Raw genomic sequence first — 14,003 nt, 5'->3', positions numbered from 1 at the left:
ATTGTATTATAAACTAAATCTCATTTTTACGTGTCCACTTTTAAGACTAACCTCAAAATTCCGCATATCCTGTCCAATAGCCTTCGCATTCGGACTTTTAACAGGCAAAACTGCATAATGATTAGCTATCATTATCGGCGTTTTTTCTTATTGCAAGATCGGACGCTTTAGTTGAAAATAGACGAAACCTTAATTTGATTGTCATTTAGAATATGAATATTTAAAATGGCGTGCTAAAACTGAAAGCAGTTTTACACGCCATTTTCTATGTCATTTAACTGTTTTGCACTAAAAACTGAACACTTCTCTGTTCAAGGTAATCGTTTTAAATCCTCTTATAGATAAGGGCTATCGTGTTTCGCTTTGAGTCGATTCCAACGGCGTTCTACCTCATCCTCAAACATTTGCAGCATGTCTTTGCTGTCTTCTTTTAGCAAATGTTTCGTTTTCCCCATTAGCTTCAACCATTCTGTTACGGCTAAGCGATTATTTTTTGCTTCTGGATCATATGTGATGGTAGTGATTCCACGGTCCACCTCATAGAGAGGGAAGAAGCAGGAGTTTACAGCAGCCTCTACAATTGTCTGGCCTAATTCATCCTTTGATTTCCAGTTCAATGGACAGGTAATCAAGATTTTACCGTATACTAACCCTTCATTCTTTGCATACCACTGGGCCTTTGCGGCTTTCTTTAATAGGTCCCGGTCAAATGCTTCAGTTCCAGTAAACACATAGGGGATATGGGTAGCAGCCATAATTTGCGCGGTATCCTTGTGGTGGAAGGGTTTTCCGTTTTGGAAGCCGCCTACATTTGAGGTGCTTGTCATATGTCCCATTGGTGTTGAATAGGAGAGCTGGCTGCCTGTATTCATGTATCCTTCGTTATCATATTCGAGAATAATCATTTTATGATTGCGTAATGCAGTTCCAATGGCAGGACCCATCCCAATATCCATTCCACCGTCACCTGTAACCATAACAAAAGTAAAATCATCGCTCAGACCTAAGTCAGCTAATTCACCGCGCCGTTTTCTTTCATGAAACATTTCCACAAGACCCGATAACGTTGCCGAGCCATTTTGGAATAGATTATGGATATATGTCGCTTTATGGGCACTGTATGGAAAACCAGTTGTCACAACCATGGCACAACCGGTATGGAATAATGCTACAATATCCCCTTCAATTCCTTTAAAAAACAACTCTAGACCAGAGAAAATTCCGCATCCTGGGCATGCACCGTGACCAGAAGCTAACCGTTTTGGTTTTTTCGTTAAACTTCTTAGCGGAGGGATTTTTACCTTAAGTTCACCGGTATTTTCATCAGGTGTGACGGTGATTAAACCAGTATTCAAATCTTCTTTTTTCATCGGATTTAAGATGCGCTTTGGTGCGAATTCCGAATTGCCGGGATTATGCCCGAAGTAGTCGAACGGCTTTTCCGCAACCCCATTTTCGGCTGCTTGTTGTGCTAATTGGAAAAAGTGTTCTGCGTCGTCTGCATAAAAATCTTTGCCGCCTAATCCGTAGATGCGGTTAATTACCTTTGTATTAACATTTCCTATTGTTTGTAGTGCCGCTTTAATTTCTAAGGCCATGTTTCCGCCATGGGCTCCGTAAGAGTCGGCACGGTCCCCGACTGTAATCGCTTTCACGTCTTTTAATACTTCAGCGATTTGTTTTTGCGGAAAGGGGCGAATCATATTTGGAGAAATGACCCCGGCTTTTATCCCTTGTAAGCGTAGCCGATCGGCTACGTCTTTACAAACATCGGCGGCTGAGTTCAACATAAAGACAGCAACATCTGCATCTTCCATACGATATAAATCAAGGATTGGATATTCGCGGCCTGTTAATTCTGCATATTCTTTCGAGATTCTCTCGAAGACATTCTCCGCATTATAGATGGCTTCTGATTGTTGATAGCAGTTATTAATATAGTCAGGTTCATTCATATATGGACCGATTGTCACCGGATTCTCACGATCTAGTGCGTGAGGGAAGTTTGTTGGTGGATCACCGATAAACTTATGGACATCTTCTTTGTTTTTTATAACATGGACCCGTCTTTTTTGATGGGAAGTGAAATAACCGTCATACGATACCATGACCGGTAAACGTACTTCTGGATCTTCCGCTAGCTTAATTGCGATAATGTTCATATCATAGACGATTTGCGGATCACGGGCCATCAAAATTGGCCATCCGGTATTTAAAGCAAAATATAAATCTGAATGATCTCCATGAATATTTAATGGACCGGATACTGACCGATTGACCAAATTCAAAACCATTGGAAATCGAGTTCCTGATTGAACAGGCAGTTGTTCTAGCATATAGAGAAACCCATTGGCACTGGTTGCGTTAAACACCCGTCCTCCGCCAGTCGAAGCCCCATAGCATATGCCGGCTGATCCGTGTTCTCCATCAGCAGGAATCAACACAATATCGTGCTCTCCCTTGGCTTTCATACCATCTAGGAACTGGGCAACTTCTGTGGAAGGAGAAATCGGAAAATACCCCATAACATGATAATTTATTTGGTGCGCTGCATAGGCAGCCATTTCATTGCCTGATTCAAAAACAATACTTTGTTCAACTGATCCCGGAAGCATGGATACCTTTTCTTGATCTAATTTAATGGACATGAAGATCCCGTCCTTTCCTTAATTTTGGATGGCCAAATCAAATAGATGTGGCACACGATGCATGTCAGCGTAGCCGTCATTATATTCTCTTTCTCTAGTTAATGCTTCAACAGGGCAAGCATGGACACATTTTAAACAGCCTTTGCAATATTGGTAATCAATACCTTGAAGGAACATTTGCGGCCGGCCACGTTTGTCTGCTTTTTCTTCCCAAACAAAGCAAAAGTCCGGGCATGCGGTATCACAGGCTGCACAGTTAATACACTTTTCTTCGTGAAAATGAGGCAGCATTCCGGCACGAGAAATGCTTAGATCCTTTAAAATGCTATTTCCTGGATTTGTAATCGTACCGCCAATGGCCTGGGTTTGATAGCCGAGGAGCGGTTCTGTTCTAGTAAATGGTTTAGGTTCGAACTCATCATCTAGCGAATATGTTTTGAATTCGACTTCATTGTACCCCCGCTCAAACGTACGGATATTGGGCTCCACAAGGTGCGGATACTTTTTCTCAAACGTACGACAAATCGTTTGTTTCATCGACTCAGGGTCTAAAAAGTCCAAGATTCGATAAAGCGCTCCCAACATTGCGGTATTGACTTTTGTTTGTTCTTCTAAAGCAATCCCGGTAGCATCAATGATGGCAATCGTGCCCCCAGGAATTTTCATGACATTCTTCAGTTCGTCAGGAGATTTTTGTGAATTTACTAGGATGGTGCTGCCGGGATAAATCCCGCTTGTACAATCAATGGTTTTAAAAAGGGAATCATGGAAAATGCCGACAACATGAGGGCGTTCAATTGGTGTGGTGTCTCTGATGTTTGTTTCCGGGTCGCAAAACCGAATGTGTGCTTTAACAGGGGAGCCTTTTTTCTCTGATCCGTAGGATGAAAAACCGACACCGTTTAATCCATTTCCAACAACTCCATCTTCGGAAAGCATTTTTCCAGCTAAATTAGCTCCCAATCCGCCAATCGATTCAAGGCGGATTTCAAAAAAACCTAAGTCATTGATTTTTGGCAGTTTTGACAAATATATTCCTCCTATCTAGTCTCAATAATTAGAGATTTAATATTATAAATTTTCAATAAATTATTGTATTTTTATTGTAACAGGACTCAAAATTAATTACAACAGATTATTAAGTTAAAACCTATGAATAGCTAATTAACTATTTTTTTCACTGTTATTAGCATTATTTTAAACATCAGGATCAAATCATGTAACTTTTTGATATAGTACAGACGAAAAATGTTGTATAACAGTTTTGGTTTTTTTACAGCATATTTCAGTAGCAAAAGCACATACTATAACTTCTTTGAATTTGGGATTGCGAATGGATCATATTTTAGTAGGTTTAATCGTAACAAGTGCAGGTTATGCTCATAAGTATCAAAATTTAGGAAATTTAATATAGTTTATGATCGTCATCTATTAAATCTTAAATGGACAGAAAAGAGAAATTATTGTGGGAAATCAGTTTTATATTGTGGGGGAGACCTCCGGTGACTTAAAGTTTAACTCGCCAAAGGAATGTCCAATTTTTCATACTGTGTCGAACAAAGTCAATAAAAAAATTTCAAAGCTGAGTGTCATTTTTTATAAATTTTTCATATAATCAAAATAAATGAACGGTTCATTCAATTTTAGGAAAAGGGGAGTTTTTTCAATGAATAAAATAAAAACAGGTTCAAAGTGGGATTTAAATGGAAAATATGTGATTATTACAGGTGCGACTAGCGGGATTGGGCTCGCTGCGGCCAAAGCAATTGCTGCTCATGGGGCAAACATTGGAATCGTCGCTCGGAATGATGCAAAAGCAAATGAAATAGCGAAACAAATCAACGATTTATCAGGCAGGGAAGCAGTGGTTGATGTGTTTTTAGCAGACATGGCTTCCCAGCAATCGATACGCCAAGTTGCCGAGGTAATCTTAGCTAAATTCCCTAGAGTAGATGTCCTTATAAACAATGCTGGTGCGCTGTTTCAAAACCATCAATTGACTGACGACGGAATTGAAATGACTTGGGCAGTCAACCATGTTGGACCATTTCTTCTTACAATGCTATTGCTTAATCGCTTGAAGGAATGTGCTCCAGCCCGTATCATTACTACTGCTTCTCATGGTCATAAGATGGCTAAGATGGGAATCAATTTTAACGACCTGGGGGCTGAACAGCTTTACAAACCTCTAAAGAAGCTAACGGGAGGGCCGACAGTAAGGTACAGTCAGTCTAAACTTGCGAACATTTTGTTTACTGCTGAACTTGGAAAAAGACTTGAAGGGACTGGTGTTACAAGCTATTGCTTTGACCCAGGGTTGGTGGCAACAAATTTCAATCAAAATAACGGGATGTTGGCAAGTGCAACGATGGCAGTAATGAAGATGTTTTCACGCAGCCCTGAAAAGGGAGCAGAAACATTGGTGTGGCTGGCTGAGACAGACGAAATCAGTCATCAAACAGGACAATACTACGCCGACAAAAAAGTGGAACTCCCATCTGTACCTGCTCGAGATATGAAAGCGGCCAACCGGCTCTGGAACGTTAGTAAAGAACAGACTCTGCTCACAGATCGGTTCGACTTGTAGAATCATGGTCGAGAGCTGTTTAAAAGTATGATATACTCCTTAATAATCATCCATATAATGGAGAGTGAAAGTAGAATGGTACCATCAAATGAACATAAGCTGGACCAAGTACACTTGCAGCGGATTGAACAGATTAAAAAAGCTGCCTTAAAAGTCTTTGCTCGTCGAGGAATTGTCGGAACGAAAATGAGTATGATTGCTGTTGAGGCCGGAATCAGTCAGGGCTTATCCTATCGATATTTTAAATCAAAAGAAGAGCTTTTTATTACGCTTATTCAAGAGTCAATGGAAGAGGCAAATAGTGCATTTGAACATGTCCACCAACTGCCGGGAACGCCTAAAGAACAAATCAGAACGTTCACCCAAAGTATCCTTGATGAAAGTAATAAATATTCCTTTATGCTAATACACCATGCAAGCGTTTCGGATGAGGTTCCAGATAAGGCAAAGCAAATAATCGAACACTTTTCAGCTAAAGACTCCATTGGACAACTCATCCCACTCTTCATTAAAGGGCAGCAATTAGGCGAATTTTGTGAAGGTGACCCTTATAAACTATTATTTTGCTATTTTTCCGTGGTTACCGGCCTTATGCTACAGGAAAATCAAATTGATGAAAATAATTGGTGTGCAGATGTTGATATCTTAATGAAAATTTTAACGAAATGATATTTCTGAACCTTTATGGGGGCTTTAATTAGTGGAACCAACTCATACCTTCCAGGGGGCTTCCACATTGTCTTCGCATAAATATAAAAGTAATTTTTGGATTGGAGGGGAAAAATGAGGATCGTTATTGCTGGTGGTTCCGGATTTATCGGGAAGAAATTAACTGAGTTCCTGCTCAGTGAAGGGCATATTATAACTGTTTTAACAAGAAAAGATAAAAAATCTTCGGGGAATGTGTCCTATGTGAAGTGGCTTGAAGAAGGAACTTCTCCTGAAAATGAAATTAAAAATGCTGATATATTTATTAACTTAGCAGGTGTCTCCCTAAACGATGGAAGATGGAATGCGAGCCATCAGAAACAAATCTATGACAGTCGGATGAAAGCAACAGATGAGTTATTAAGAATTATCGCCATATTGCCTGAAAAGCCTTCTGTACTTATTAATGCAAGCGCCATTGGCATTTACCCGCCATCAGTAAATGCGGTGTATACGGAAGATTCATTAGAAACGGCAAATGATTTTCTAGGTAAAACCGTACATGACTGGGAGAACAAAGCGAAACAAGTAGAAGCGCATTCCATTCGAGCCGTCTTTATGAGATGCGGCGTTGTGCTTGGCAATGAAGGCGGGGCACTTCCTCTCATGGCACTACCATATAAATGGTTCGCAGGTGGTACAGTTGGTTCAGGCGAACAGTGGGTGTCATGGGTGCATGTGACGGATGTTGTACGAGCCATTGCATTTGCTATTGAAAATGAAAAATTGAGTGGTCCTGTCAATGTCACTTCGCCATCTTCCATTAATATGAAGGATTTTGGTAAAACAATTGGTTCAGTATTACATCGTCCACATTGGTTGCCCGTTCCTTCATTTGCCATGAAAATGGTACTTGGACAAAAAAGTACACTTGTTCTTGAAGGTCAACACGTCGTACCAAAAGTGTTAATGGAAGAAGGCTTTGAATTCATGTTCCCTTCACTCCAATCTGCTTTGGAGGATTTGCTTACTAAGTAGACACAACACGCCACATTGCCAAAATCAAAAGAATGTGAAAAGTAGGGATGTCCATGTTAATTGCAGGCCAAAAGGAAATGCAGCAAATGGATCAATATACTATGGAAAAGCTGGGCTTGCCTGGGGTGGTGTTAATGGAAAATGCAGGAGCAAAGGTAGTAGAGGAAATCCTAGCAGATTCACCATGTGATAATCCGCGAGTGATTGTACTTGCTGGGGGTGGAAACAATGGCGGTGATGGATTTGTCATTGCTCGAAGGCTTTGGGATTTAGGAATGGAGCCTCTTTTATGTTTGTTGGTAAACCCTGATCGAATAAAGGGAGATGCAAAAGTTCATCTTAATGTGTATACCAAGCGCGGCTTACCAATCTTCTATCTTCAGGAAAATACACTTGAAGAACTTCGAAATGAATTGAATCAGGCAGACATCATCATTGATGCTATTCTTGGAACAGGAGTGAATCGTCCTGTACAAGAACCTTTATCCCAGGTGATTTCAATGGTAAATGAATATGAAAGGAAGAAATTACTCATTTCTGTTGATATTCCTTCAGGTGTTAGCAGCGATAATGGGAAAGTAAATGGTATCGCAGTAAAAGCAACAAAGACAATAACCTTTGTATTTCCGAAAAAAGGATTCTTTTTACATGATGGGCCAAAGTATATTGGGGAGTGGAAGGCTGTTGACATTTCTGTGCCGCCAACGATTGCTATAGAATTAGAATTAGGTTTAGCAATGCCAAAATTGATAACAGAATCACTTGTAAAGGGTTCAGTGCCGTTACGACCTAAGCATGGTCATAAGGGAACTTTCGGCCATGCCCTTGTTGTAGGCGGTTCCCGTTCCTTTGTCGGGGCACCAATTTTTACTGCGAGGGCAGCCTTACACTCTGGTGCGGGATTAGTTACTTTAGCCATTCCAGAAAGTATTTATCCAATGGCAGCAGCTCAGAATCCAGAGTCGTTATTCCTGCCGCTATCAGAAGAGGATGGTCATTTTAGTGAAAAAGCAATAGATGAAATGGCTCCGTTGCTTCATCAATTTGATTGTGTAGCGATTGGACCTGGGATGAGTAGATTTCCTCGTGGTGAGGAGTGGGTCAAATCGTTTGTCACTTCTCTTATCCATCAGCCGATTGTTGTAGATGCGGATGCTTTATATTTACTTCGAAACGATTTGGATTTAGTACGACAATATAAGGGGAATGTGCTTTTCACTCCTCATCCAGGAGAAATGGCCAGATTAATGAATTTAACAGTAAAAGAAGTGGAAGAGGACAGAATTAAAATTGCCAAGACTTTTGCGAAAGATCATAACGTATATTTGCTGTTAAAAGGACATCGAACAATTATCGCAACTCCTGATGGGGATGTATACATAAATCCATATGGTCATGATGCTCTTGGAAAAGGGGGAAGCGGGGATGTACTTACTGGAATGATAGCCTCATTCCTGGCACAGGGAGCTTCTCCGGTACATTCTTTAATTGCTGCAAGCTATATACATGCACGTGCTGGAGAAGAAAAGGCCAAAACTCTATCTAGCTATGGAGTAATGCCACTCGATATAATAGATGGGATAAGGGATCAGCTTAATAATGGTAGCTACAGGCTCTGACCTCAAGGAAAAAAGCTTTAACGCTGAGGTGGGAAAGACCCCAATATTCTCATTTTAGTAGAATAGTTTACTTTTTCCAGTGCATCCTAAAATAAGAAAAAAGGATGCAGGGGGTTTTGACTTGGTTAGCCTAGACGATTTGATCCTAGCACGTGAAAAAATGAAGGGAATTGTTCATTCCACTCCGCTCGATTATTCAAAGACTTTTAGCAGTCTATCATCTAATAACGAAGTATATTTAAAGCTTGAAAATTTACAGAAAACCGGCTCGTTTAAAGTAAGGGGTTCCTATAATAAGCTGATGTCATTGACGAAAGAAGAACTACAAAAAGGTGTTGTTGCTGCTTCTGCTGGGAACCATGCACAGGGTGTTGCTTTTTCTAGCCAAATGCTAGGGATTCCTTGTACGATTGTCATGCCGAAGGGTGCTCCACTAAGTAAAGTGTCAGCAACGAAACAATATGGGGCAAAAGTGCAATTGCAAGGGAATGTGTTTGATGATGCCCTTGCTTACGCATTGGAACTAAAAGAAAGTATGGGAGCAACCTTTGTTCATGCTTTTGATGATGAAGCAGTTATTGCAGGACAAGGTACAGTGGGCTTAGAAATATTGGAGCAGCTTCCTGATGTAGAAGCGATTTTTTGTCCAATAGGGGGAGGAGGACTTATTGCGGGTCTTGCCTTGGCAGTCAAAGAGAAAAACCCAAAAATTCGTGTTTACGGTGTCCAAGCCCTTGCTTGTCCGAGTATGAAACAATCATTAATAGAACAAAAGCCTGTCATGGTAGAATCTAGCCCTACAATGGCAGATGGGATTGCAGTCAAGAAACCAGGTGAGCAGACATTTGAACTTGTTCAAAAATATGTAGATGATATTTTTTGTGTAGATGAAATGGAAATTGCCAGAACCATGCTCATGCTGTTAGAACGGAATAAACTGATAGTTGAAGGTTCCGGTGCTGTTGCATTGTCATCATTATTGTATAAAAAAGGAAATGTTAAAGAGAAGAAAGTGGTTGCTATATTAAGTGGTGGGAATGTTGATGTGAATTTTATTTCAAGGATTATTGAACGTGGCATGGTTGAGTCAGGAAGATATGCAAATTTTTCACTGATCTTAAAAGATAAGCCGGGTCAACTTCAAAAAGTATTGAGTTTTATTACTGAATTAGATGCGAATATACAATCTGTGATTCTCGAACATGTTGGCGAAAATATTTACCCAGGATATGCACAATTGGAGCTATCATTAGAGACGAAAAATCATGATCATATTGAGACACTAAAGAAAGTATTGAAAAGCAATGGTTATGGTGTGAAAGACAATCATAATTTTTCCTAATGATCATAAGATTTTTTTGAAGAAAGGGTGTCAAAATTGGACACTCTTTTTTGTCTATTTCCATTTTCAATAAATAAAGAGACTGAATGATTACTTCGTTTCAACAGTATATACAATACTGTAAATTGCTAGACCGGACAAGTTGCTAATGTTCGGTCTGTTTTTATTCATTTCTTTTCTAAAAAAACCAGCAAAAAGGAAATATTGCCAATCATTTAAAAAAATGTTAATATTTTATTAACCACAATAGTGTATGACGCATAGTATATGACATAAAGTATATAATATATTGAAAGTTGAGGTGAGAAGTTGAGTACATTGCTGAATTCTTTACGGACTGAGTTACGAAGAGGGACATTGACTTTGGCAGTATTAAGTCAATTACGTTCCCCACAATATGGGTATTCTCTTGTCTTATCATTGGAAAAAAACGGAATAACTATTGATCAAAGCACTTTGTATCCACTGCTTCGCCGTTTGGAGAAACAAGATCTGGTGACGAGCAGCTGGGATACGACCGAAAGTAGACCGCGGAAGTATTATGTCTTAAGTAAATACGGCATGGATGTGTTTCTGCAGTTGAAAAAAGAATGGGAACAGTTATCTCAGGAACTTTATGAATTATTTAAAGGAGATGATCAAAATGAATTTAATTGACCTATATATACAGGAGGTAACCAGGAGGCTTCCTGAAAAAAGCAGAGAAGATATTGCCCGGGAGCTGCGCTCCACGATTGAAGATATGCTTCCAGAGGATTACACAGAACAAGATGTAACAGCAGAATTAAAAAAACTCGGTAATCCGGCTGTGCTGGCAAGTGGATACTTAGATCGTCCGATGCATCTTATTGGACCCCAATTTTTTGGTATTTACGTTCAATTACTAAAATGGATTTTGCCACTCGCTGTGACAATAACGTTAATTACCTTTTTTGTTGACAAAATGGTTACATTCTCTGGAGACCAAGCAGTATTAACTGTAATATTAGAAGCAGTTGGAGAAGGGATTGTAAGAGTTTTGGGAACTGGGATGCTGGTGTTTTTCTGGTTAACAGCAGTGTTTGCCATTCTGGAGCGTGTGGATATCAAAGAACATATGCCGCTGGGAACATGGTTTAAGGATTGGACACCTGATGATTTGAAAAAAATACCTTCCTTTCCAAAGGAAAAGGCTATCCCAAACATCGAAGTGTATGGCCGTCTCTTCTGGACTGTGATTTGGGTAACCTTTTATTTTAATGCTTCGAGCATCGTAGGTTTGTATGAAAAGGGTCAAGAGGGGCTCGTTTTTGTAACCCCCTCATTGAATCAAGAGGTATTGGATGCCTATTGGCCAATTGTGGTCATCACGGTTTGCATGGAAATCGCAATTGCCATTTATAAATGGACCGTTAAACAATGGACAATAAAACTAGCAATCGTCAACACTATTTTTCAATTTGTATCATCGCTCCTATTTATCAAGATAATAACAGACCCCGACTTGTTCACTTCATCATTTAGCAGCTTTTTATCCAATTTATTTACTCAAGTTGACAAACCAGTAACATGGATCGTATGGGGAGCGATTGCTACATTTATCATCTGTGCAGCTGTGGATGCTTTCCAAGGCTTTAAAAAAGCTAGTATTCGTATCGTGACGGGAAACGTTAAAAAGATGTAAAATAAGTGTTAGGCACCAAATGAGAACATTAATCAAAAAGGCGAATCATACCTATATCCATTAAGTGTCTGTTACCGAATGAATGAAACAACTGTATGGGGGAACGGTTTATGGTTGGAATCAAAACAATAAAAATTGATGGTGAAAGTATTCATATATTTAAAAGTGCCATCTACATTTTTGAATCAAGCTCGGGAATTACTTTAGAATTGGATCTAATTGTGACTGAGGTTGCTGTAAAAAAATACAAAAACGAAGAAAACCTTTTTATTGATATTGAATTGGAAGATGGTCGTATCATAAACTCGATCATGTATGTAAAAATCCTGTCAGGTGGTTTACCACAGCTTAATTTATTTTGTGAACTCGACGACATTAATGGGTATGAAGATTTCGATAAGGTGAACGAGAATGATTCATGGTTTCCAAATATCGAAGATGGCATTACATTGGCAGAAATAAGAAAAGTGGAAATGCCTATTGAAGAAATTAATTTAAAATTAAAACTGCCAATCGACCAAGTAGAATGGTTAAAGAGTCAAAAAAAGGGACAATTAAATCGAGTGTTCCAAGAATTCATTTATGAATATTGGAAAAAGGAGAATAGCTAAATCCGAATAGAGTAGCCCAACCCTTTTACCATTGGGTCAGTACCTCAGTGAGCTAATGCTTAATTGCTCCTGGTAACTGACCCTATTTTTCTTTTTAAAATCTAAATAAATTGGACAAGACTATTAAGACAGGTGTGGGATTAAGAAAAGAATGGAGAAGTATTAATGAATAATCCTTTTAATTATCCGGAAATTTCCTATAACGAAGTTATTTTATATTTAGAAACTAAATGGGAACGTCGACTAAGTGACCATGAACGACACGTTCTTATTGAAGGGTATCGTTTTGGCAGAATGATTGAGGCTGAAAATGAAATCAAAATCCTCTTTGTTAAATAAATTAAAAGGGTGCCCAATTGGACACCCTCTTGTTGAAATCACAGGTTATGGACCTTGTTGATTTCGTAATGATTGTTCAGCATAAGCGACTAAACGTTTAGTCATTTCGCCACCAACTGAACCGTTTGCTCGTGCGGTCGTATCAGCACCAAGTTGAACTCCAAACTCGTTGGCGATTTCTTCTTTCATTTGATCCAGAACATTGCCTGAACCAGGAACCAATAGTTTGTTTCTAGCCATGATACATCACTCCCGACGTCATTTTTTGAGCAATCAAATTGCTCGAATATATTTTGTCCTATTTCTGAATACAAATTCGTTTGGTCAGTACCTATCGAACTAAAACCTTACCGTACTAGGGATTGGCCCATTAAACGATTCAACGGAAAGGGTAAAAAGGTTCAGGATAGTTAGTTTTTGACCTATAAAGCATTTCAGAAACGGTAACTGGTTTATATCCTTTACTGGATAAATAGCTCAAAATATCATCTAATGCCATTACCGTTTGACATGCCTGTGAAAATTCGCTACCATGCCAATCATGTAGGACAATGATATCACCTGGATTTATTCCTTTTGTAACATATCGAGTAATTTGGTTTGCAGGTGGATTCCTCCAATCTCGAGGATCCTGATCCCATGACCAAAGGATGACAAATTTTCCGTTTTTAATGGCTGTATTAATAATTACATCATTGTAAATACCTGCTACTGGCCGATAAAGAGTAGGTTTAGTGCCAGTAATCATCTGGATGATATTATCTGTTCGATTTAATTCTTCTTTTAATTTTACTGCAGTGATTTTGCTAGTTATTAAATGACTATATGTATGATTGCCAACTTCGTGACCTTCTTTTACTACTCTTCTTAAAACTTCAGGAAATCTTTCAGCTTTATTCCCTGCAACAAAAAAGGTTGCTTTTGCGTTATATTTAGCTAAAATCTCAAGTATTTGCGGAGTAAAAACAGGATGGGGACCATCATCAAATGTAATGGCAACCAATTTCTCCTTAGTTTTTATTTCCCAAATTACATTCCCTGTTTTTTCGTAAGCTTCACGACTTTTCGTAACAGCGGTAGCATGATTTTGAATGGAATAAAAAGAGATGATTAAAAGAATAGGAAACAATATTATTTTTTTCAAGAATGATCTACTCCTATCCATAACATGTAAATATAGTTTATGGATAATGTCATCAGATTATTTATGGCGTAAATTATTCTAGAGCACTTACCTAAATTTGTAAGGTGAATTATTTCCTAATTAATAATTGAAGAAATTCATGAAATTGATCGAATTTTCGTTCTTAAAAAGTAATGGATGGAAACCTTTGACAACACTCTTTGGAGTGCTTTTTCATATGTTATTTTTCCTAATTCAAAAGTAAGAAATGATTTCCTTAACCCACAAAATTTGTGAGGAAACTAAGACTTTTTACGCATTTTTGAGATACAAATCGAAAAAAAAACATTTTGGATGTATAATAAGGACTTGTATTCGATAATAG

13 protein-coding genes are annotated in these 14,003 nt (G+C 38.7%); 9 read left to right on the top strand and 4 right to left on the bottom strand.

Features of this window, described 5'->3' with window-relative positions:
• Positions 1-335: 335 nt before the first annotated feature.
• Both QNH20_RS14765 and QNH20_RS14760 read right to left on the bottom strand, forming a co-directional pair.
• Positions 336-2,648: a thiamine pyrophosphate-dependent enzyme gene (locus QNH20_RS14765; RefSeq protein ID WP_283918763.1), complete on the bottom strand. Its 2,313-nt coding sequence runs from the start codon at positions 2,646-2,648 to the stop codon at positions 336-338.
• Positions 2,649-2,666: 18 nt separating this feature from the next.
• Complete coding sequence (locus tag QNH20_RS14760) at positions 2,667-3,677, bottom strand: 2-oxoacid:ferredoxin oxidoreductase subunit gamma family protein (RefSeq protein WP_283918762.1); 1,011 nt, start codon at positions 3,675-3,677, stop codon at positions 2,667-2,669.
• A 637-nt stretch (positions 3,678-4,314) separates the two neighbouring features.
• On the opposite strand from QNH20_RS14760, the gene QNH20_RS14755 reads away from it, so the two are divergent.
• From QNH20_RS14755 to QNH20_RS14715, 9 genes are all read left to right on the top strand, one after another.
• Positions 4,315-5,235, top strand: a complete 921-nt coding sequence (locus QNH20_RS14755; RefSeq protein ID WP_283918761.1) for an SDR family NAD(P)-dependent oxidoreductase — start codon at positions 4,315-4,317, stop codon at positions 5,233-5,235.
• A gap of 75 nt (positions 5,236-5,310) precedes the next feature.
• Entirely contained in the window at positions 5,311-5,904 is a 594-nt protein-coding gene (locus tag QNH20_RS14750) for a TetR/AcrR family transcriptional regulator (protein WP_283918760.1), read from the top strand.
• Positions 5,905-6,018: 114 nt separating this feature from the next.
• Positions 6,019-6,921: a TIGR01777 family oxidoreductase gene (locus QNH20_RS14745; RefSeq protein ID WP_283918759.1), complete on the top strand. Its 903-nt coding sequence runs from the start codon at positions 6,019-6,021 to the stop codon at positions 6,919-6,921.
• A gap of 53 nt (positions 6,922-6,974) precedes the next feature.
• The gene (locus QNH20_RS14740) at positions 6,975-8,540 is read left to right on the top strand and encodes an NAD(P)H-hydrate dehydratase (protein ID WP_283918758.1); all 1,566 of its coding nucleotides are present in this window, start codon (positions 6,975-6,977) and stop codon (positions 8,538-8,540) included.
• 121 nt (positions 8,541-8,661) lie between these two features.
• Entirely contained in the window at positions 8,662-9,882 is a 1,221-nt protein-coding gene (ilvA, locus tag QNH20_RS14735) for a threonine ammonia-lyase (protein WP_283918757.1), read from the top strand.
• A 309-nt stretch (positions 9,883-10,191) separates the two neighbouring features.
• Positions 10,192-10,539 carry a PadR family transcriptional regulator gene (locus QNH20_RS14730; RefSeq protein ID WP_283918756.1) on the top strand — a complete coding sequence of 116 codons (348 nt, stop codon included), beginning with the start codon at positions 10,192-10,194 and terminating at the stop codon, positions 10,537-10,539.
• Positions 10,526-11,545 carry an HAAS signaling domain-containing protein gene (locus QNH20_RS14725; protein WP_283918755.1) on the top strand — a complete coding sequence of 340 codons (1,020 nt, stop codon included), beginning with the start codon at positions 10,526-10,528 and terminating at the stop codon, positions 11,543-11,545. Before QNH20_RS14730 ends, QNH20_RS14725 begins: the two co-directional genes overlap by 14 nt.
• 110 nt (positions 11,546-11,655) lie before the next feature.
• Entirely contained in the window at positions 11,656-12,156 is a 501-nt protein-coding gene (locus QNH20_RS14720; protein WP_283918754.1) for a hypothetical protein, read from the top strand.
• A gap of 165 nt (positions 12,157-12,321) precedes the next feature.
• On the top strand, positions 12,322-12,495 hold the full coding sequence (locus QNH20_RS14715; RefSeq protein ID WP_283918753.1) for a hypothetical protein: 174 nt from the start codon (positions 12,322-12,324) through the stop codon (positions 12,493-12,495).
• A gap of 45 nt (positions 12,496-12,540) precedes the next feature.
• Here QNH20_RS14715 and QNH20_RS14710 read toward each other — a convergent pair whose 3' ends face one another.
• Positions 12,541-12,735: an alpha/beta-type small acid-soluble spore protein gene (locus QNH20_RS14710; RefSeq protein WP_283918752.1), complete on the bottom strand. Its 195-nt coding sequence runs from the start codon at positions 12,733-12,735 to the stop codon at positions 12,541-12,543.
• Positions 12,736-12,874: 139 nt separating this feature from the next.
• Positions 12,875-13,639: a polysaccharide deacetylase family protein gene (locus QNH20_RS14705; RefSeq protein WP_283918751.1), complete on the bottom strand. Its 765-nt coding sequence runs from the start codon at positions 13,637-13,639 to the stop codon at positions 12,875-12,877.
• Positions 13,640-14,003: the final 364 nt, after the last annotated feature.

Origin of the sequence: Neobacillus sp. WH10 (assembly GCF_030123405.1) — a bacterium.
In the GTDB taxonomy this organism is placed as follows: domain Bacteria; phylum Bacillota; class Bacilli; order Bacillales; family Cytobacillaceae; genus Neobacillus.
This window is presented reverse-complemented; position numbering and strand designations above follow the sequence as displayed.